Origin of the sequence: Paenibacillus sp. FSL R5-0908 (assembly GCF_038006245.1) — a bacterium.
In the GTDB taxonomy this organism is placed as follows: Bacteria; Bacillota; Bacilli; order Paenibacillales; family Paenibacillaceae; genus Paenibacillus_AQ; species Paenibacillus_AQ odorifer.
Genome location: NZ_JBBOUV010000001.1, coordinates 2,363,369 through 2,382,648, shown reverse-complemented (window position 1 = coordinate 2,382,648; position 19,280 = coordinate 2,363,369). Strand labels below are relative to the sequence as shown.

Here is a 19,280-nt window from a genome sequence, read left to right as displayed (position 1 = left end):
AAACAATACCCTACAATTCTTGGAATAGCAAAACAGAGCAGACTCCTATCAATGACAGGGGCCCGCTCTGTTTTAGTTTTGATTATGACTAGCGGCGGTAAAAGGTGAAGGTACCGTTTTTCATCTTTTTCTCAATCCACTTCAGCAAAAATATACGATACAAAGGCCGAGTCAACGGAAACACCAAGGAGAAACCTACAATATCCGTTACGAAACCAGGTAAGATCAGCAGTAAGCCACCGAAAAAAATGCATAGGCCATCCAGCATCGTCCGGCCTGGAACGCGTCCCTCCTGCATATGTGTTCTGCTGTCTTGCAGCACTTTATTCCCTTCGAAACGCATCATCAATAAACCGATAACCGAGGTCGTCAACATAAGCAGCAGCGTTTTGAATGCTCCAAGTTGATTTGCTACGAAGATAAAGCCGAATAATTCCACGGCAGGAATGATAAATAATGCAGCCCACAACCATTTGCTTCTAATCATACAGAACCCCTTTCTTCCCGCAGCGCTCCTTTAATCGCGTGAAACAGCTCCGGAAGGGCTCTATCCAGCCTGGCAGGCTTCCATTCTCGATTCACCCAAACATGATTTGTCGAGCCGGTAACCAGCAGTTCCCCGGGGAGGTCCATCGACCGCAATTGTCCCAAAGTAGCCGCTGAACCCTCAAAATTCCTACCTTCTGCTTCCGAGAGCCTCCGCACCTGATACTCAAATGCGACTCTTAACGCCGAAAAGGTAGTCATTCGCGCATACACGGAGATAAGATCATCATATCGCGCCGGACTTTTAAATTGCAAATCGGCTGAGGTAACAGGAAGCAGCACTCCCTGATTCTCAAGCTCACGATAAGTAAAGCCAAGCTGACGTAACAACTCCGTACGGCCAGACTCAAACCAGTTCAAATAATTCGCATGATACACAACGCCCATCTGATCACTTTCCTGGTATCGAACACGCAGGGTAGACTCATACCACCGGCTTCGCAAGCCTTCTTGCTGTAATTCCATTTATAAATACTCCTTTCGGCATAGGCAGCAGGGAGAGCTTTAGGCCCGGGCCCCGTCTGAAGATAGCTTTGTCGTCGATAGTTTGCTTCGGGAGCTTCTGGCGACATAAAATAGCAGCATCGCTCCTGCAATTGAACTCAACATACAAGACAGGTTCATCACTTCTACGCCACCTTGATTGAGCAAGAATCCATTTAATAAATTGCCCACAACACCGGCAAAACCCGAGAACACCATATTAAAAACACTTTGCCCGGTCGCCTGCATCTCATTAGAGGTGATCTGAGATACATATTCAACGGCAGCAATATAAAAGAACCCGAATGACAGACCATGCAGTACCTGCACTCCAATCATTACGGATGGATAAGGGAATGCCACCTGAATGCCCCACCGCAAAACATAAATAAGTGCGCCAAGGAGCAGCGTCCGCTCGCGCCCCAGCTTTTTGATTACCTTGGAAGCAAACAGCATGGAGGGCACGTTCGTTACAGATGCGAGAAAAAGCGCAATTCCTGCATAACGAGTTGAACCTCCAACCGACTGAAACGCGATGACGAAGTAGGTTCCAAAAGCAGTCATCGTCTGGTTCACAAGAAAACTGCCACCCAAAAACGCTAGGAACACCCGATTCCCCAGCAGCTTTTTAACTCCCTGAGAAAACGATTGCCGCATCATATGATTCTCTTCTGCCTGCTTCGGCAGCGTCAATGCAATTAGAACCGCGATCAGATTAAACATAAGAAAGGGCAGCCATATCGTGGATACAGAGAAGGACGATACATACAATCCGCCTAAATAAGCTCCCACAGCCGCTCCAATGCTCATCATAAGCCTTATGCTGCCATAAGTAGCCCCAGCCCTCTTCGCCGCTGAAATCGCGTAAGAATCGGCTATAGGCGCCTGTGTTGAGGAAAAGATTGTTGAGAGGGTATACACCAGCAGTAACACAATAAAATATTCCGAACGGTAAAAGACCGCTAATAAAGCCGGTATCGCCACACTTAGGATTAGTACCAAACGCGTCTGATTATACCGATCCGAAACAATTCCCCATATTGGCTGAATCGTGATCGCAATTAGCGTGCCTGTTGCCATTAGTATACCTATCTGCCCGCTATCAAGTCCATTGTGGACAAGCAGCAGCGTTAGATATGAGCCAAATGAACCACCGGCCAATCCTAAAAACAGATAAAAGCCGCGCAGCTTCGATAATTTTTCCATGTTAAGCTACAAATCCTCTCCAGCTTCTTAAATCAAGCATTGCACTCTCTTATATTTTAGCAGAACACCCGTACTTCCTATGTAATCACCGCATTTAATATAGCAGTACTATAAAGGCGGTGGACAAGTTGAATGATAAACAAAATTCTATTCGGGTCAATCATCCATGTCTAAAGGACAAATCTAATACGAACAAATTTCAAAGCTCCGGCTTCGGCTGGTCCTCAACAAACTGGAGCGGATATACCATCACTGGAAAAAAGGGGGCCTTTAACCGCATTGCCGGCGAATGGATCGTTCCATATGTAAAACCAAACTCTAAACCTTCCTATTCCTCTGCTTGGATTGGTATTGACGGCTTCAAGAATAGCAGCCTGATCCAAACAGGAACAGGTCATGAATTCGTAAATGGCCGTGCCCGGTATTACGCTTGGTGGGAAATCCTACCTGATGTCGAAACGGTAATTCCCCTTCCAGTGAGCCCTGGAGACCATATAAAAGCGAACATCACGAAGGTAGGCCGCAACAAATGGACGATTACACTCCGCAATTTAAGCCGAAATTGGATTTTTCGAACATTACAACGTTACACCGGACCTCAAACCTCTGGTGAATGGATTATGGAGGCTCCCGAGGTAGACGGTTCGATCGCAAAGCTAGCGCGCGTCTCCCCTACTTGCTTCTATTGCTGTCGAATTAATGGCAAAAGTCCGAGACTTACTCTCAATATGGGAGGAATCATGGTGCAAAATAACGCTACTATCGCCGTTCCTTCTTGTCCAAACCATCGCGGGGATTCTTTTACTGTCAAACGAACATACCCCAAATAAAAATACTCGAACCTATCATTCGAGATTTGTTATTAACAGCATAAATGGATTTAACATAATCTTCAATCGAATATGTTGATAAAAACGAAAAAAGGGCTGCCTCGCTTGTAGATTTTCACTACAGTTGAGACAACCCTTTAATTAAGCTTTATGAAATCTGCTAAACAGGTGAAGCCAATCGAGAACTACTCGATTGTGCTTACTTTTACCAAGTTAGTGGAACCAGAACGTCCAAGTGGAATTCCTGCAGTAATCACAACTAGGTCACCAGTTTGAACCAGACCGGAATCCTTACCACCTTTGATTGCTGTTTCCAGCAGCTCATCTGTGGAAGATGCAACTTGTCCGAACACTGGCGTTACGCCCCAAACGAGGGACAATTGACGCATAGTTCTTTCTTGTGTTGTAACAGCAATGATTGGTGCTTTAGGACGGTATTTAGAAACAACGCGTGCAGTATGACCTGTTACAGTCGAAGAAATGATAGCCTTAGCGTTCAGATCCAAAGCAGAAATTGCAACGGATTGGCTGATTGCTTCTGTAACTGTAGTTTCTTGTGCAGTTTGTTGTTTCATGAAGATTTCATGGTGGTTCAGAGCGGATTCCGCTTTCTCAGCAATGCGGGACATTGTAAGTACGGATTCTACTGGATATTTACCAGCAGCAGTTTCTCCGGAAAGCATGATTGCATCTGTACCATCTAAAATAGCGTTTGCTACGTCACTTGCTTCAGCGCGAGTAGGACGTGGGTTGCGTTGCATGGAATCCAACATTTGTGTAGCTGTGATAACTGGTTTACCAGCAACGTTACATTTTTGAATCATCAATTTTTGAGCCAAAGGTACATCTTCAGCTGGGATTTCAACACCAAGGTCACCACGAGCAACCATCAGGCCGTCAGAAGCTTCTAAAATTTCATCAAGGTTGTCAACACCTTGTTGGTTTTCGATTTTGGAAATGATTTGGATGTGAGAAGCGTTGTTTTTCTCAAGCAGCTCACGAATTTCCTGAACGTCGCTAGCTTTGCGAACGAAGGAAGCGGCGATAAAATCGATGTCCTGTTCGATACCAAAAAGAATATCGTTGGTGTCTTTTTCCGTAATACCCGGCAAGGAGATGTTTACCCCTGGTACGTTAACGCCTTTTTTGCTCTTAATCGTACCACCGTTTACAATACGGGTCTTGATTTCTGTACCTTGAATGTCGACAACTGTCAAACCAATCAGACCGTCATCAATAAGGATTGTGGATCCTACTTGAACATCGTTAGGAAGTTCGCTGTACGTGATGGAAATACGATCTTGATTACCAAGGATCTCTTCCGTAGTCAGTGTCAGGTACTCGTCCTGAACAAGTTCAATCGGTTCTACTTCCAGCTTGCCTGTGCGAATCTCCGGTCCTTTAGTATCGAGCAGGATAGCAACTGTTTTGTTCAGTTCCTTAGATGCTTGACGGATCGTATTGATCCGAGCACCGTGCTCTTCGAAATCGCCGTGGGAGAAATTCAGACGGGCCACATTCATACCAGCCAAAATCAATTTTTTGATATTCTCCAACGATTCACTCGCAGGTCCGATCGTACATACAATTTTACTTTTCCGCATTAGGTTTTCCTCCGTTTTTTCGTTCTCTCTGTCTCACTTTTTCCAACTACAAAATCTACTACAAGGCTAACTAATAAAATAGGAACTTTGTCACATGTGCCTTTAAGTACGCCCTTATGAATATTACTGCAAACCGGACACAAAATCAATGTTGTAGGCACTTTTAGGTGTAACTTTAAGTCGAATTTTCTGTAAACATAAAAAAAATTAAAATAATCCCGTTAGTGGATCGAGATTATTTTAATTCCAATAAATTGTATATTTTACACTATATCCAAAAGACCCACTAAGTATAGCTATATGTCTTAAAGTGCAAATGATTTTGCACTTTTACACTTCTGACTTCACTTCTTCTTCAATAAAAATTTGTTCCTGCTGAGCCTCTGCAAACTCACCAATTTTACGGAATTTACGGTATCGATCATCCTTCAATTCCACTGAGTTCATCTGGGTTAGCTCCTGCAGATGCCGCCATAATGCATCCTTAATCGCCGCTGCCGTTGCTTCGTAATCCCGATGAGCGCCGCCTTTAGGCTCTGGTACGATCTCTTCTATAACTTCCATCTCGAGCAGATCAGCAGCCGTTATCTTCATGGCTTCTGCCGCTTGATCAGCCTTCGAAGCATCCTTCCACAGAATAGAGGCCGCTCCGTTAGGAGATATCGCCGAATAAATGGCATGTTCCAGCATGAGCACTCTATTGCCAACCGCCAATGCCAAGGCGCCACCGCTTCCGCCTTCACCGATGACCACACAGATTACAGGGACACCAAACTGAGACATCTCGCGTAAATTACGGGCAATCGCTTCGGATTGACCTCTTTCCTCGGCTGTATTGCCTGGGTATGCACCTTTCGTATCCACGAAGGTAATAATGGGACGTTTGAACTTGTCCGCTTGCTGCATCAGACGCAGCGCTTTACGGAAGCCCTCAGGGTGTGCACTGCCGAAGAATCGTAAAATATTCTCTTTGGTGTCTTTACCGCGCTGCTGGCCAATAACTGTAACCGGCAACCCATTTAGTTTACCTATGCCGCCTACAATAGCAAGATCATCCCCAAACATCCGATCACCGTGGAGTTCAATAAAATCTGTGAAGATCTGCCCCATAAGATCAAGGGAAGTCGGACGTCCTTGATGTCTAGCCAAATGCATTTTTTGCGAAGGAGAAATATTAGAATATATCTCTTCCTCCAGCACACGGTATCGTTCTTCCAGCCTAGCTACCTCGTCCGTAAAATCAATACCCTTCTCTTCGCCAAACTGCTTCAGTTCAGCAATCTTCTTGCGCATTTCTACCAGAGGCATTTCAAAAGGCAACTCTCCTGCCAACCTAAAATCCCCCTTTCACGTCATGCAGCTCCAAAATTTTAGTCAATGTAGCGCGCATTTCTTTGCGGTGCACGACCATATCAAGCAACCCATGCTGAAGATTAAATTCAGCGGTCTGGAAATCATCCGGAAGCTTCTGGCGAATGGTCTGCTCAATGACTATACGTCCTGCAAAACCAAATACCGCTCCAGGCTCTGCAATAATTATATCACCAAGGCTGGCAAAACTCGCAGATACTCCACCGGTAGTAGGATCCGTAATTATCGAGATATAAAGACCACCAACCTCGTTAAAACGAGCCAGCGCAGCGCTGGTCTTCGCCATTTGCATTAGACTAAGAATACTCTCCTGCATTCTCGCTCCACCTGAAGTAGAGAAAATAAGGAGTGGAAGCTGTTGCTCTGTGGCCTCTTCTATCGCACGGGTGATCTTCTCCCCTACTACAGAGCCCATACTGCCTGAGAAAAATTCAAAATTCATCACAGCTACGATGACTGGATGGCCACCAATGGAACCCTGACCCGTAATTACGGCTTCAGTTTGTCCAGATTTCAGCTGCTGTTGCTCCACTTTGGAAGCGTAACCCGGAAATTTCAGCGGGTCGATAGAATACATTTCACTGTCAAACTCAATAAAGCCCTCAGGGTCTAATGTCATTGCAATGCGCTCCACAGCATTTAGGCGCAAGTGGTGACCACAATTAGGACATACCTTTAGGTTCTTCTCTAATTCCTTACTATACTGGATCGTTCCGCATTTATTACATTTGCTCATTAATCCTTCAGGGATTTCACGTTTGGGGCGTTCGCCTTCCGCAGGCCCGCCGCTCCGCTCCAGACGTTCTGAAGGAATAGTCGCGTACTTCCGTTTCTTCTGAAATAAATCTTTGAACACACCCGCACCTCTTCAGCCGTTTATTTGCGTTATGCAGCTTGCCGCTGTCATGACTTTTGTCTTGTAAGAAACTCAGGGATGCAGAATAAGATTAAGGACTTCCTGTACTTCCTCCAGTTCACCTGAAGGAACCAATATCTCAAACTGCTGCTTGGACATATTGATTGGACGGCATTCTACCAAAAAACCTTCTTCTGTCAGCTTACTCTTAATCATATCCGCCACTCTGGCGGTCGGCGCGATATATATTACCGTCCACATGCCCTGCAAGGCCTCCCCAATCTTAATTCCCAGCCGTATCCCGTATAATGGAATTATGATAACACAGTTTTCTTTTTTCCCGCAACAGGAGTAGGGCATAGGAAGCAAGACTGAGGAACTTGTTCAAACGAAATAAAGGGGCTCAATTATTCCTTGTCCGTGCCTAAAGGATATACTTTTGCCCCTTCATGCCGATGAGCAATTCTGGCGGAAGCGGCGGCAGCAATGCCGGCAACAAGGTCATCCAAGAACACATGAATCCTACCTTTATCATCGTTCAGTTCACCAATGATTCCAAGCTTTATTTTGTCCAAATACCCAAAACCTGTCAGTCCGATCATCCCATATACCCCTGTAATACCAAGTGCCAGAGTCTCGTCCGCTCCGTAGAGGGATTCATCAGCCTCCATTACCGCCTGCAGCGGCTGTGGAAGCAGTTTTTTCTCGGCTAATTCATCAAGAGCAACACCTGTCATTAAAGTATACTGCACTTCTCTTTTGCCCAAAACAGACTTGACGCTGGACAGACATTCATCCTTAGTTAAACCAGGATAATAAACCGATTGTAAAATATATACGATTTCAGCAATGGAGGAAAGTGATACACCTCTGCGTTCCAACAGATCTACTGCCATTTGATAGGACATGCTGCGACTCCCCTTTCCGTACAGGGATGTGCCCTGTGGTTTCCTAATGTATGCGGAAAAGGGGAGAATTGTTCTTATTTTATTCTTACCGTACCTGCACCCAGCATAACCTCGATCGCCGCGAAAAGTTCCTCGGACGGCTTAATTCGATAATTGTCGCTAAGAGCTAGGAGCTTCTGATTCTGTTCATAGAACAAAAGCGTCGCAGCTGGACCGGGATGATTCTGCAGCAGCTCTTTCAGGCGCGACAGCAACGCTGCATTCTCTGAGGCCGGCGTGATCTTGATAAAGACACGCTGGCCTGAGGTCGCCGCTGTTGTTGGCGCGGCCTGTGCAGGTGTTGCAGGCGGCGTTGTGCCGCCTGCTGGCCTGGCAGCCGGACCAGCGGCGGCACCGCTGGTCCGGGAAGCAGGAGCTGCGCCGCGTGGCGGCGCTCCTGCCGAGGCCGAGCGTCCCGCGCTGTACGAGCGGGACGCGGCGGCACTACGGCGCTGCAACAGCCCGCGGAGAGCCTCCGCAGACAGCAGCGCCACTTCCTCGGCCAGCAGCTTGAAGCCTTCGTCTTCCTGCTGCACCTTAGCGCGCAAGGCCAGCAGCGCGCCCTTGGCAATCAAGCTGCGGCTTCGCTTCCACACCTCAGGGAAGAGCACGACCTCGCAGCGCTCGATCTGATCTTCCCATTCGACGAAGGCCATCGATTTTCCTTGCTTCGTCGTAATTTCCTTAACGGATACTACCATTCCGGCCGTAACCGTCTGGCTCTCATCCGCGGCTTCACCAAGATCCATCAGCCGCTGCATGCCGGGCTCCTCAAGCAGTTCCGCGCTATCATCAAGCGGATGGCCCGAAAGATATAACCCCAGCAGCTCACGTTCCATCTCCAGCTGCTGGCCAATGGTGAACTTAGGGATATCCGGATAGCGGATTTCCCAGTTCGGTGTCTCCACCAAATCGTCGAACAGCTGGATTTGCAGTTCATCCCGCTCCTTGCGCCATTTCAGCGCAGCGTCAACCGTCTCGTCCAGCATAGCCAGCAGCTGGGCGCGATGACCCGGCAGACAGTCAAAAGCTCCCGCCTGCAGCAAAGATTCCACTACCCGCTTATTGCAGACCCGCAGGTCCACACGTCGACAGAAATCTAGCAGACTGTCGAACGGCCGCTCCTTGCGTACTGCCATAATGTTCTCCACTGCCAGCGTGCCGACGTTCTTAATGGCTGCGAGTCCAAAGCGGATATGCCCCGTTCCGGTTCCTTCGCCTGGAACCGGAGTAAACAATACGCCGCTCTCGTTCACATCCGGCGGCAACACGCCGATGCCCGTGCGGCGGCAGTCCAGCACATACTCCGCTACCTTGCGGTGAGTGCCCATTACAGCGGTCAACATAGACGCCATAAACTGCACCGGATAATGTGCCTTGAGATAGGCTGTCTGGAAAGCCAACACTCCATAAGCCGCGGCATGAGCACGCGGGAAGCCGTAATCGGCAAAGCGCACGATCATATCATAAACAGCATTCGCATCGGTTTCATTATACCCTTGCTGCAAGCTGCCTTGAACAAAATGGCTCCGTTCCTTATCCAGAGTCTCACGTTTTTTCTTAGAGACCGCTCGACGGAGCAGATCCGCTTCTCCTAACGAGAAGCCCGCCATCAGAGAAGCAATCTGCATGATCTGTTCCTGATACACAATGATCCCATAGGTGTCCGCTAAAATAGCCTTCAAATCAGAATGTGGATACTCTACTTCAATCTCACCGTGTTTGCCTGCTATATATTTCGGGATAAATTCCATCGGACCCGGACGATACAGCGCTAGAACCGATACAATATCTTCAAAGCCGTTAGGCTTCAGATCTTTAAGTACTCGTCTAACGCCCGCCGACTCCAGCTGGAAGACCCCTGTTGTCTCACCAGCCCCAAGCATTTCATACGTAGCTGGATCATGATATGGGATGATACGGAAATCCGGAACACTTCCGCTCATTTCTCTAATCGAATTCATGCAGCGTTCGATAATCGACAACGTGCGCAAACCCAGAAAATCCATCTTCAACAGCCCAACGCTCTCCAAATGCTCCATTGAGTATTGGGTTAACGCCGTACTTTCGTTACCTTCCTGAAGTGGGACTGCATCGGTCAACGGCCCCTTCGAGATAACAACCCCAGCGGCATGTGTCGAAGCATGGCGGGGCATGCCCTCCACCTTCATTGCCATATCCAGCAACCCTTTAATCTTTGGATTGGTGTCATAAAGTGCTTTAAGATCTGGTGTACTCTCCAGCGCCCTGGCAAGGCTGATCCCTAGTTGACCAGGTATAAGCTTGGCAGCTTTGTCTACCTCGTTATAAGGCAGGTTCAGCACCCTGCCTACATCACGAACGGCAGCCCGTGCAGCCATAGTTCCGAAAGTAATAATTTGCGCCACATGTTCTTTGCCATATTTATCCACTACATAACCAATAACCTCATCACGCCGTTCATCGCTAAAATCGATATCAATATCCGGCATGGTGATCCGTTCTGGATTTAGAAAACGTTCAAAGAGCAAGTTATATTTCAACGGGTCCACATCGGTGATTCGCAAAGAGTATGCGGTGAGACTACCCGCTGAAGATCCCCGTCCGGGTCCCGTAGCAATTCCCTGACGATGACAATAAGCAATAAAATCCCACACAATTAGAAAATAATCGCTGAAGCCCATACTCTCGATAACGCCCAGCTCATAGGTCAGACGCTTCTCAGCCGTCTCTCTTTGCTCAGGTGTAGCCCATTGCGGTGTATCTATATAACGTTCCTCCATCCCCTTCCAGCACAGCTCACGCAAATAAGCAGCGGAATCCATGCCTTCAGGGAGCGGAGAATAAGCAGGCAGAATATGATTGCCGAAGGTAAGCTCCAAATTACATTTTTCGGCGATCAATAAGGTATTGGCGATAGCCTGCGGCACATGCGGAAATAATGCCGCCATTTGCTCGCTGCTTTTTAGAAACAGCTGATCTGTTCCGATCTTGAGACGTTCCTCATCATCCACCGTTTTGCCTGTTCCGATGCAGATCAGCACATCCTGAACTTCAGCATCTTCCTTTGCTAAATAATGGACATCATTCGTCACCACAAGTGGAATTTCACATTCCCCGGCAAGGGCGATCAGCTTGGGATTCACTCTCTTTTGCTCGGAGATCCCGTGGTCTTGCAGCTCCAGATAGAAATCTTCGCCAAAAATCGCCTTATATCGCAGCGCAGCCATGCGCGCCTCCTCATCACGTCCATGCAGCAGATGCTGCGGCACTTCTCCGCCCAGACAAGCACTAAGGCAGATAATCCCCTCTGAATGAGCTGCCAGCACTTCCATATCAATCCGGGGTTTATAATGATGGCCTTCCAGATGGCCGATAGAGATCAGCTTCATCAGGTTCTTGTAGCCGGTTTCATTCTTGACGAGCAGAATCAAGTGGTAGATCGGTTGATCTTTTCGACTGCCCCGCTCACGGCGTGAACCCGCGGTTAAATAAGCTTCACAGCCAATAATCGGTTTGATTCCATTCTCTTTACACGCTTTATAAAAGGGGATGGCCCCGTACATCACTCCATGATCCGTAAGCGCCAGCGACTTCATGCCGTATTCGCCGGCCCGGCGCACGAGATCGGTAATGCGCGCCGCCCCGTCCAGTAAACTGTATTCGCTGTGCACATGCAAATGCACGAAAGGGCTCATAACCCCACTTCCTCTCTACTGCAAAAATCAAACATAAGATGAAACTATTTTATCATATTAAAGGGGGACCCGCCCATAGAATGGATTAAGAGCATAAGGACAGGCAAAGCTTGTAAATGCCTCGTCCGGGAAGGGGCCTGTATGAGCATTTTTATGAGCAAAGCTATCCTCGACTTCTTTATCGCCTTCGGCATCGTACTTGGCGGAGCTATGCTCGGCGGAATCGGCGCCGTTGTATCCCTGCAACCGCCGACGCAAACGATGCTGGATGTGGCAGATCGGATTAAAATATGGGCACTAGCAGCCGCTGTAGGAGGTACTATGGACCCCTTACGGGTCATTGAAAGCAACATGATTGGAGGCAACCTCTCCCCCGCCATCAAACAAATCATGTATCTTGCCTTCGCTTTTCTAGGAGCCCATATGGGCAGTGAGCTAGTAAAATGGGTGTGCGGCAGGGGGTAACGCCAGTGAGAGTTCCACCATTCAGTCGTTTTCGCAGATTCACCCAGATCTCCGCTATATTCATGCTAGGGATCGTCGTAGGAGCTGTCATATACAATGCTATTTACCATGTAGGATATAACGTATTATGGCTTCATAATCAAGATCTGCGTGTACAGATCGAGCAATATCAAAAAGATATTCAGACACTCAAAAAATACAATAATACCTCAACCGTGATCAGAGAAATCAAAATTCGATCGGAGGAAAGCAAATCCAAAGAAGATACCCCACTTGACCCCGTAACTGTAAAATTAATCATAAGCCAAATGGGCTCAGATCTGGAACCGATGCGCGGCCGCAGCATGTTCGATATTGATACTGACAGCAAACTGGTTAGACTGCTGTTAGATGGCAAGCTATACATTGTGCGTGACAAGGAATACTCTGTCAAAATCCGAACCATGCTCGTCATGGAAGGCGTCCTGCAAATCTGGGTAGAAATCAGTCCTTTTAAGCGCAGCTGACAGCCATCGTGTGATACAATAATGGACAGACGTGGAAATTACTTCTTGGCTACTGCAAGACACGATAAAGGAGCTGGCTGTCCATGGTTTTATTTATCAAGTATTTATTGTTTATCCTGCTGGTGATCTTTGTAATCGGTGCCGCTGTGTTCAGCATATCCTCCCGCTGTGCCTTAAATCCCCAAGATAAAGGGCTGAAACGCTCCGTCATGAATGTGATGCTAGGTGCTATGCTCGTTACGCTGTCCTTGATATCCATGTTTTTGTTTCGCGGCTCTACCGTTAATATCATTGTTGAAGCTGCCTTTCTGCTGATTGGTGCGTTCAACATCTTCTCGGGGCTACGCAGCTATAGTTTTTACAGCCGTAGTCGCAGCCAGGAACAACACTAGTCGAAAGTTTAGCTGCTGTTCTGACGGAATAGAAAGAATAAAATAGACTACCCTCTCTATCAATGATGAGGGCAGTCTATTTAGCATGTATACGATCCTATTTACCGGATGCTATCCAGCTAGCAAACCATTTTTTAGCCATGATCAATGGATTGCAGCATCAGAACAGCTTTGGCTACCAGAGTATCCGAGTGGCTGATCTCAATTTCAAGCTTACAGGTACGACGGCTGATTTCGAGCAGTCTCGGCATTACAATGATCGCATGTTCGATCTGTACCGGTCGGATAAAATAAGTGGACATATTATCTAGTACATAATCATTTCCTGTGATGTCCTTAGCTGCTTTAAATGCCGAAAGCGTCATAAGCGTAGACAATATCCCTTCAGAAATCGTCCCAAGATCCGTGGCCATCTGCGGTGTAATAAAGCCATGGAAGAACAATCGCCCCTCTTCGTCCCGCTCATCCGCAAAACCATTCCAAATGAGATGATCAAAAGTCTCTCCCAGCTGAGGTTGATTCCGGACATCGCGTAAGCTTTGCAGCACTTCTTTACGGGTTAGGGAGCCTACCAGTTTACGGTTACGGTCCACTATGGGCAGAAAATCCACGCCTTCCCACATCATGATCTGGGCCGCGGAGGCTAGTGAGGTTTGCAGTGCAGCTGTAACCGGACTGCGAATCATCGCTTTTTCAATGATCTGGCCTTCCGTCAATTCCTCTACATCGCGGCGACCAATAATGCCGATGACTCGGTTCCATTCATCCGTAACGGGAAAGCGCTGTTCTCCAGTTTCCTCAGAAACCTGTCGTAGCTCGCCGACGGTACTAGAGATTTTTAACGTATTCAGGCGCGGTTTGCTGTCGATAATATCCTCTACCAGCATAATTTTTTTCTTAATCAATCTATCAAAAATGGCACGGTTAATCATTGAAGCGACGGTAAACGTGTCATGTCTCGAAGAAATAATGGGAAGATCCAGCTCGTCTGCCAATGCCTTCACTTCACGGCTAGTCCCGAAGCCCCCTGTCACCAGAACCCCCGCACCCTGCTCCAGCGCTAGAGAGTGAACATCATCGCGGTTACCTACGATCAACAGACTGTCAGCATCTATATAACGGATCATTGCATCGACCTTCATCGCCCCGATCACGTATTTATGCAGATGTTTATTTAGTCCACTTGCCCCGCCGAGCACATGCCCTTCAACAATATCAACTACATCGCCAAACGTCAGCTGCTCTGAAATGTTCCGAGGTTTCTTTTCTACACGAACTGTACCAATCCGTTCCTTCGTGATGACTATCCCGAGATTCTCAGCTTCCTTCACTGCACGGTAAGCAGTCCCTTCGCTGACTAGCATTTCTTTGGCGAGCTTGCGAACTGATATTTTGGTGCCTACCTTAAGACCTTCAATATGCTGCAGCAGTTGCTCGTGTTTAGTAATCGCATCGCCTTGACCTTCCAACTGTTACACCCCCATGCTCCGATCTGTACTATACTGTACCTATTATACAACGATAGAATGGCTCAGTACAACCGATTCATAAGCTTCGAATTCGAATTTCACTCTCCTTACACAATCTACGATTTAGGTAGGTATTGCCACATAGTAAGTTTAAAAACCACCTTAAAATCGAATTTTTGAAACTGAATATCTCTGATGCGTTTTAAGCTGACCTTAAACATTCGCTGCCTTTATTTAGCAAACTTTTCCTCTTTTTTATAGTCTGAGAATTAAAGAAGGTATAAAGGAGCATTGAAGAGATGAACAAGACCGCTTTATTACTACTTACTATTACTTTGCTTTTTATAGGACTGGTCGGCTGTGGAAATACGGAAAACGAAGTAAAACAAGCAGGCCAAATTGAGCTGGATGCAAATAATATAGTTTCTATCAACTTAATTGAAAAAAAACAGCCAATGGCCACTATTTCGGCTCCATCCTCCTTTGAACGTTTCGTTCAAGCCATAACTACTGCTGAATATGATAGAGGACAACTAGATATTGCTCCCAGCGATTACAGCACCACTGTGAACATGAAGGATGGTATAAGTTATGAGTTCTCCTTTTGGATCGTCGGAAGTAACAGCTAACCCACAGCCCCCAAGCGTTCAAGTTACTGTTGGCGGTGAGCAATTCGAGGCTATTCAAGGCGCTTATTGCTGGAACGACAATGGCAAAGGCGTATGTGTGGATATGGCTTCTTACGATGAATTGGTTTCCAAACAAAAGGTACATCCTAAAGCCATCAGCGGTGATCGGGTAGAACTCGAATTCTCATATGCACCCAAGGAGATAGAGGTTATGGCTTCATTTCCTGGTGAGGAACGACCGGACGAAGCCCTTTCCGTGGACAAAAATAGTTTTCAACTCGCAGCAGGTAGCGGCAGACACCTATATATCATCCATGCAAGATGGCCTCAGGGAAGCGCCAGTTATGTATTTGAAGTTGAATGCTCGGTCAGTAAAAAGTAATCGGATGGTTTTTGCTCAACAAGTGGGGGATGATCGGATGATCGGATGATGGGATGATGGGATGATGGGATGATGGGATGATGGGATGATGGTAGGATTATGTCCATCCTCTCTACGATCTGGAAAAAAAGTTTATAACATCGACGTGAAAGGAGCTGAGCTTATGCAATTTCTTTTTATACTCGCGGTCCTCGTTCCTGCGGTGTGGTATTACGCGGCTCTTGGTAAACGGATATCTGCCGAAGAAAAGAAGGCTGAAAGAGATCTCACCAATGAGATCAATCCTTTTACGGGTGGCAAATAACATTTAGCCCCCTGCAAGCAATGCAGGGGGCATATTAAAGCCCACTGGCTTAGGCTAGTGGGCTTTTTCGTATGAGTGTGTCTTTTTTGTATGCCTCTTTGTGTGACTTTTGCGATTAGCTTGGCATTCTAAGGCATTTTTGCCTCTCTTTTCGCTACTTTGGTGTTTTGCGCGGCATTCTACGGTATTTATACCTTTCCCTTGGCTACTTTGGTGTTTTGCGCGGCATTCTACGGTATTTATACCTTTCTTTTGGCTAGTTGTGCGTTTTGCGCGGCATTCTACGGTATTTATACCTTTCTTTTGGCTACTTTGGTGTTTTGCTCGACATTCTACGGTATTTATACTTCTCTTTGCACGACTGCCGCGCTTTTTCAAGAGACCTGAAGCTAATCTAGCTTTTTTAGTAATCGACCCCAACTCTATTATCTTTGCGAAACTCTAGTTTCTTCATTCCACTTTGTCTGCCATTGCTCCAGCTTTGCTTTTCGCACAGCTTCCAAACGTTTGGTCTTTTCCTCATCAACCCCGATAATAAAATGCAAATGTGCCGCAATGACCATAAACGCAAAAAGTGACCAGACGACTCCAAAACCAAACACCCAGCTCGGTCCATTCGCAAGCGAAAGCTTCGGCAGTGCATACAAAAGCATGGCCAACGCCAGCAACAAATAGATACCATGTTTGAACTTGTTTCTTTTTCTCATTAATAACAGCTCCTTCGTAGACAGGATATTCGATTGAATCTATATCTCTACTCTATGAACATGAGGCCCGTAATATGAGACAAGTCCATTAAAAAATATATGCTTTTTCAAAATTATGTATAAAAGGTTAGCATTTATATAGCAGAAGATGCTTATATATGAGATGATGATTTCATTTAGGGGAGGCGTTTTTGAATTGAATGCAGCTTATAATCATACCGAATACATAATTCGCAAAAAAGTATTTTCGATCATGGGTGCGAAACTTCATATTTTTGATAGCTCTGAGCAGCTTGTGCTCTATTCGCAAATGAAAGCGTTCAAGCTTAAAGAAGACATTGCACTTTATACGGATGAATCCATGCAGAAGGAGCTTCTGCGCATAAAAGCCCGCAATGTGGTCGATTTTAGCGCCACTTATGATGTACACGATACAGAGTCTGGTGAGCATATTGGTGCTTTTCGCCGTAAGGGACTCAAATCTATTTTGAAGGATGAATGGATTATTCTTGACCGTCATGATCAGGAAATTGGAAAAATCAAGGAAGACAGCACCGCAATGGCTCTACTGCGCCGCTTCATCGCTATTATTCCGCAGAAATATAATATCGAGATGGATGATGCAACGATCCCTGCCTTCAAGCAAAATTTCAATCCATTTGTCACCAAAATTATGGCTGACTTCTCGGAGGATCGAAAAGGCAAGCTTGATCGCCGCTTAGGTTTGGCAGCTGGTATTCTTCTCTGCGCAGTCGAAGGTAAACAAGATTAGGTTGAGGTTGAGGTTGAGCTTAGGCTAGCCATATAGCCACAGCCATAAGAAAGAGGGTGTTTCCAGAGCCACCGGCTTCGGGAACACCCTCTTTTGATTTTCATTGTTGAAATTTATTCGCCGTACAATTGAGACAAACTCTCGGTGATAATTTTATTTACATCCTCGATTACAACGCTCAGACGGCGTTCCGCATCGAACAGACGACGAATGCCAAGATTCAAGTTAAGCACCTCGAACAGCTTCTCCATCTTCTCCATTTCTTCCTGTGGAGGCATTTCTCCGCTCATCATCCGTTGTTGCAGCTCCATCTGACCTTGGCGGAAATTGTCCAGCATCGCTTTCGCTTCAGGATCCGTTTCTACGACCTTCATGGCATTTCTGATATCCGATACCTCGCTGCTCTCTTTAATGGCTTTCGCCAGTTCATGTGCTTTGTCGTGAATGCTCATTATGATTCCTCCTAAAAGTTTTGTTAGCGTACACTCCTCAGATCGTCTTCGTACAAAACTCACTCCGAAAACATACGCTTAAGTTTTGTTAGCAGCTGCTTCCTGAATCCACGCTGCTTTAGTTTCCAATATTCGCTCATTCCATACTTGTTTCGCTTCTTGGGCCGAGCTTATGAAATGACTGGGCAAGGTTTTTAGCGGTTAGGTCAATCACCAAGGGTCATCTGTCTCCATATGATGAATGATATGTAACCCTTAGCTACCAAATTGCCGGCATCATGCTGCCTACCGGAAGGAGATCCACGATGTCCCAATTCAAGATCCCGGTCCATACGGTCAACTCGGGCATCCTGCAGGAAAACGCTATAATGCTTGGCGAAAAATCCATGAAAAGACTCAAAATCCCATCTCACGGAACACTCCAGCTGGCATTCGGCTCTTTCCGGCAGGAGGTTACCATTATCTCGGCTCCCAAATCCGACATCCTGCGTGTAAGCGAAGGACTGGCGCGGCGGACCGGATGGAAACACCGACAAACCCTCAACGTTTCTTACAGCTCTGTAAGCCGCACCTTGCGGCTAGGACCGTTGATCGGCGTGCTCGTCAGTCGTGACCATCCAGATAATCTCGACAGGTTGTTTGGACCCATTACCATGTTCTGTCGGGAATTGACAAATGCCTGCCACACACAAGGCGCCTATGTATATTTCTTTACCCCGGAAGCGCTGGAAACACGCAGTTCTTCCATTCAGGGCTGGGTATACAACGAGGGTTGGAGAAAAATGAGTCTGCCCATTGCCGATGTAATCAACAATCGGTTAACGACGCGAAAGGTGGAGAATAAACCTAGCGTACAGCATTTTTTGGCGGATGTAAAATCACGATATGGAACGCATTTCTTCAACGAAAAATTTCTTGACAAGACAGAGGTATTTGAAGCTTTAGCGCAAGACCCTTCCCTGCAGCGGTATTTACCTGAGTCGCATGCGTTGAACGGCTTTGCCGTAATGAAGAAGATGTGCAGCCATTACCCAAGTGTATTTTTGAAACCTGTACGAGGCAGTCTCGGCAAAGGCATACTTCGTATCTCTAAAGAAGAAGGCGGAGGTTACCGTCTGTTGTCTACTACCTCCATAGGTACACGCAAGCAAAGCTATACCACTCTCGCTAAATTGTACCAGTCCATCGCTCCCAAAATGAAGACTACTCGATACCAGATTCAGCAGGGATTGCCTTTAATGGAGCTAGGAAGGCGACCTGTAGATTTCCGGGCACTTGTTCAGAAGAATGGCAGCGGAAAATGGGGGGTTACCTCCATTGTCGCCCGCACCGCCGGCAGCAATCACTTCGTGTCTAATTTAGCTAGAGGTGGCAGTCTCAGCACTGTAAAAGAAGCAGTTAGCAAGAGCAGTCTTCCTCCGGGCGCAAAAGAAAACGTTCAGCTTCAGCTGCCCAGAGCAGCACTTGCCATTGCAAGAGGGGTCGAAACCTTTATCCCCGCTCATTTCGGAGAGCTCGGAATCGATCTGGCACTGGATCAATCAGGACGAATATGGCTCTTAGAGGTTAACTCCAAGCCCTCCAAGAACGATAATACACCGTTAAACGATCAAAAAATAAGACCGTCCGTCAAGCAAATGATTTTATATTGCCGCTACTTGGCCGGTTTATAAGGAGGACAC

At 46.7% G+C, this 19,280-nt stretch carries 21 protein-coding genes; 9 read left to right on the top strand and 12 right to left on the bottom strand.

The features are described 5' to 3' along the window. Nucleotides 1–88: 88 nt before the first annotated feature. The 3 genes from MKZ09_RS10340 to MKZ09_RS10330 are packed head-to-tail and all read right to left on the bottom strand — an operon-like array spanning nt 89 to nt 2,235. Nucleotides 89–487, bottom strand: coding sequence for an FxsA family protein (locus MKZ09_RS10340; protein WP_076203011.1), 399 nt, complete (start codon nt 485–487; stop codon nt 89–91). Further along, entirely contained in the window at nt 484–1,011 is a 528-nt protein-coding gene (locus tag MKZ09_RS10335; RefSeq protein WP_076203006.1) for an acyl-CoA thioesterase, read from the bottom strand. Before MKZ09_RS10335 ends, MKZ09_RS10340 begins: the two co-directional genes overlap by 4 nt. A 39-nt stretch (nt 1,012–1,050) precedes the next feature. After that, on the bottom strand, nt 1,051–2,235 hold the full coding sequence (locus tag MKZ09_RS10330) for an MFS transporter (protein ID WP_036678905.1): 1,185 nt from the start codon (nt 2,233–2,235) through the stop codon (nt 1,051–1,053). 128 nt (nt 2,236–2,363) lie between these two features. On the opposite strand from MKZ09_RS10330, the gene MKZ09_RS10325 reads away from it, so the two are divergent. Beyond that, a complete protein-coding gene (locus MKZ09_RS10325; protein ID WP_256719171.1) occupies nt 2,364–3,065 on the top strand; it encodes a G1 family glutamic endopeptidase in 702 nt (233 codons plus the stop codon). A 185-nt stretch (nt 3,066–3,250) separates the two neighbouring features. Here the strand turns inward: MKZ09_RS10325 and pyk are convergent, their stop codons facing one another. The 6 genes from pyk to MKZ09_RS10295 form a co-directional block, all read right to left on the bottom strand. Further along, nucleotides 3,251–4,669, bottom strand: a complete 1,419-nt coding sequence (gene pyk, locus MKZ09_RS10320; RefSeq protein WP_038569666.1) for a pyruvate kinase — start codon at nt 4,667–4,669, stop codon at nt 3,251–3,253. Nucleotides 4,670–4,999: 330 nt separating this feature from the next. Next, nucleotides 5,000–6,001 carry an acetyl-CoA carboxylase carboxyltransferase subunit alpha gene (locus tag MKZ09_RS10315; RefSeq protein ID WP_036678900.1) on the bottom strand — a complete coding sequence of 334 codons (1,002 nt, stop codon included), beginning with the start codon at nt 5,999–6,001 and terminating at the stop codon, nt 5,000–5,002. Between the two features lies 1 nt (nt 6,002). After that, nucleotides 6,003–6,896 (bottom strand): acetyl-CoA carboxylase, carboxyltransferase subunit beta, encoded by an 894-nt coding sequence (accD, locus tag MKZ09_RS10310; RefSeq protein WP_076124903.1) that lies wholly within the window; start codon nt 6,894–6,896, stop codon nt 6,003–6,005. Between the two features lie 72 nt (nt 6,897–6,968). Then, nucleotides 6,969–7,157 carry a hypothetical protein gene (locus MKZ09_RS10305; RefSeq protein WP_036678895.1) on the bottom strand — a complete coding sequence of 63 codons (189 nt, stop codon included), beginning with the start codon at nt 7,155–7,157 and terminating at the stop codon, nt 6,969–6,971. A 146-nt stretch (nt 7,158–7,303) separates the two neighbouring features. Beyond that, complete coding sequence (locus tag MKZ09_RS10300) at nt 7,304–7,804, bottom strand: phosphatidylglycerophosphatase A family protein (protein ID WP_036678892.1); 501 nt, start codon at nt 7,802–7,804, stop codon at nt 7,304–7,306. A gap of 74 nt (nt 7,805–7,878) precedes the next feature. Then, nucleotides 7,879–11,520: a DNA polymerase III subunit alpha gene (locus tag MKZ09_RS10295; RefSeq protein WP_076203003.1), complete on the bottom strand. Its 3,642-nt coding sequence runs from the start codon at nt 11,518–11,520 to the stop codon at nt 7,879–7,881. Nucleotides 11,521–11,661: 141 nt separating this feature from the next. Between MKZ09_RS10295 and MKZ09_RS10290 the strand changes: the two genes are divergently transcribed. The 3 genes from MKZ09_RS10290 to MKZ09_RS10280 all read left to right on the top strand — a co-directional run bounded on the left by MKZ09_RS10290 (nt 11,662) and on the right by MKZ09_RS10280 (nt 12,883). Next, nucleotides 11,662–11,985, top strand: coding sequence for a YtrH family sporulation protein (locus MKZ09_RS10290; RefSeq protein WP_036678886.1), 324 nt, complete (start codon nt 11,662–11,664; stop codon nt 11,983–11,985). A 5-nt stretch (nt 11,986–11,990) separates the two neighbouring features. Continuing rightward, complete coding sequence (locus MKZ09_RS10285; protein ID WP_038569663.1) at nt 11,991–12,491, top strand: DUF4044 domain-containing protein; 501 nt, start codon at nt 11,991–11,993, stop codon at nt 12,489–12,491. Between the two features lie 83 nt (nt 12,492–12,574). Continuing rightward, nucleotides 12,575–12,883, top strand: a complete 309-nt coding sequence (locus MKZ09_RS10280; protein WP_076203000.1) for a YtpI family protein — start codon at nt 12,575–12,577, stop codon at nt 12,881–12,883. A 134-nt stretch (nt 12,884–13,017) separates the two neighbouring features. On the opposite strand, the gene MKZ09_RS10275 is transcribed toward MKZ09_RS10280, so the two are convergent. Continuing rightward, on the bottom strand, nt 13,018–14,352 hold the full coding sequence (locus tag MKZ09_RS10275; protein WP_076124897.1) for a DRTGG domain-containing protein: 1,335 nt from the start codon (nt 14,350–14,352) through the stop codon (nt 13,018–13,020). Between the two features lie 299 nt (nt 14,353–14,651). On the opposite strand from MKZ09_RS10275, the gene MKZ09_RS10270 reads away from it, so the two are divergent. The 3 genes from MKZ09_RS10270 to MKZ09_RS10260 all read left to right on the top strand — a co-directional run bounded on the left by MKZ09_RS10270 (nt 14,652) and on the right by MKZ09_RS10260 (nt 15,667). Beyond that, complete coding sequence (locus MKZ09_RS10270) at nt 14,652–14,981, top strand: hypothetical protein (RefSeq protein ID WP_076202997.1); 330 nt, start codon at nt 14,652–14,654, stop codon at nt 14,979–14,981. Next, complete coding sequence (locus MKZ09_RS10265; RefSeq protein ID WP_076202993.1) at nt 14,944–15,363, top strand: hypothetical protein; 420 nt, start codon at nt 14,944–14,946, stop codon at nt 15,361–15,363. Before MKZ09_RS10270 ends, MKZ09_RS10265 begins: the two co-directional genes overlap by 38 nt. A gap of 163 nt (nt 15,364–15,526) precedes the next feature. Further along, nucleotides 15,527–15,667, top strand: coding sequence for a hypothetical protein (locus MKZ09_RS10260; protein WP_179089532.1), 141 nt, complete (start codon nt 15,527–15,529; stop codon nt 15,665–15,667). Nucleotides 15,668–16,092: 425 nt separating this feature from the next. Here MKZ09_RS10260 and MKZ09_RS10255 read toward each other — a convergent pair whose 3' ends face one another. Beyond that, a complete protein-coding gene (locus MKZ09_RS10255; RefSeq protein WP_076202990.1) occupies nt 16,093–16,374 on the bottom strand; it encodes a hypothetical protein in 282 nt (93 codons plus the stop codon). Between the two features lie 196 nt (nt 16,375–16,570). Here MKZ09_RS10255 and MKZ09_RS10250 point away from each other — a divergent pair, with 196 nt between their 5' ends. Beyond that, nucleotides 16,571–17,146, top strand: coding sequence for a hypothetical protein (locus MKZ09_RS10250; protein WP_197740342.1), 576 nt, complete (start codon nt 16,571–16,573; stop codon nt 17,144–17,146). A 113-nt stretch (nt 17,147–17,259) separates the two neighbouring features. On the opposite strand, the gene MKZ09_RS10245 is transcribed toward MKZ09_RS10250, so the two are convergent. Next, nucleotides 17,260–17,598 (bottom strand): YlbF family regulator, encoded by a 339-nt coding sequence (locus tag MKZ09_RS10245; RefSeq protein WP_036683973.1) that lies wholly within the window; start codon nt 17,596–17,598, stop codon nt 17,260–17,262. A 305-nt stretch (nt 17,599–17,903) separates the two neighbouring features. Here MKZ09_RS10245 and MKZ09_RS10240 point away from each other — a divergent pair, with 305 nt between their 5' ends. Next, on the top strand, nt 17,904–19,271 hold the full coding sequence (locus tag MKZ09_RS10240; RefSeq protein ID WP_036683975.1) for a YheC/YheD family endospore coat-associated protein: 1,368 nt from the start codon (nt 17,904–17,906) through the stop codon (nt 19,269–19,271). The last annotated feature ends 9 nt before the right edge of the window (nt 19,272–19,280 follow it).

Excerpts from the sequence above, each read along its gene's own strand:
- MKZ09_RS10340 (WP_076203011.1), bottom strand. The coding sequence starts at position 487 with ATGATTAGAAGCAAATGGTTGTGGGCTGCATTATTTATCATTCCTGCC.
- MKZ09_RS10335 (WP_076203006.1), bottom strand. The coding sequence starts at position 1,011 with ATGGAATTACAGCAAGAAGGCTTGCGAAGCCGGTGGTATGAGTCTACC.
- MKZ09_RS10330 (WP_036678905.1), bottom strand. The coding sequence starts at position 2,235 with ATGGAAAAATTATCGAAGCTGCGCGGCTTTTATCTGTTTTTAGGATTG.
- pyk (WP_038569666.1), bottom strand. The coding sequence starts at position 4,669 with ATGCGGAAAAGTAAAATTGTATGTACGATCGGACCTGCGAGTGAATCG.
- MKZ09_RS10305 (WP_036678895.1), bottom strand. The coding sequence starts at position 7,157 with ATGTGGACGGTAATATATATCGCGCCGACCGCCAGAGTGGCGGATATG.
- MKZ09_RS10300 (WP_036678892.1), bottom strand. The coding sequence starts at position 7,804 with ATGTCCTATCAAATGGCAGTAGATCTGTTGGAACGCAGAGGTGTATCA.
- MKZ09_RS10295 (WP_076203003.1), bottom strand. The coding sequence starts at position 11,520 with ATGAGCCCTTTCGTGCATTTGCATGTGCACAGCGAATACAGTTTACTG.
- MKZ09_RS10290 (WP_036678886.1), top strand. The coding sequence starts at position 11,662 with ATGAGCATTTTTATGAGCAAAGCTATCCTCGACTTCTTTATCGCCTTC.
- MKZ09_RS10280 (WP_076203000.1), top strand. The coding sequence starts at position 12,575 with ATGGTTTTATTTATCAAGTATTTATTGTTTATCCTGCTGGTGATCTTT.
- MKZ09_RS10270 (WP_076202997.1), top strand. The coding sequence starts at position 14,652 with ATGAACAAGACCGCTTTATTACTACTTACTATTACTTTGCTTTTTATA.
- MKZ09_RS10265 (WP_076202993.1), top strand. The coding sequence starts at position 14,944 with ATGAGTTCTCCTTTTGGATCGTCGGAAGTAACAGCTAACCCACAGCCC.
- MKZ09_RS10260 (WP_179089532.1), top strand. The coding sequence starts at position 15,527 with ATGCAATTTCTTTTTATACTCGCGGTCCTCGTTCCTGCGGTGTGGTAT.
- MKZ09_RS10255 (WP_076202990.1), bottom strand. The coding sequence starts at position 16,374 with ATGAGAAAAAGAAACAAGTTCAAACATGGTATCTATTTGTTGCTGGCG.
- MKZ09_RS10245 (WP_036683973.1), bottom strand. The coding sequence starts at position 17,598 with ATGAGCATTCACGACAAAGCACATGAACTGGCGAAAGCCATTAAAGAG.
- MKZ09_RS10240 (WP_036683975.1), top strand. The coding sequence starts at position 17,904 with ATGTCCCAATTCAAGATCCCGGTCCATACGGTCAACTCGGGCATCCTG.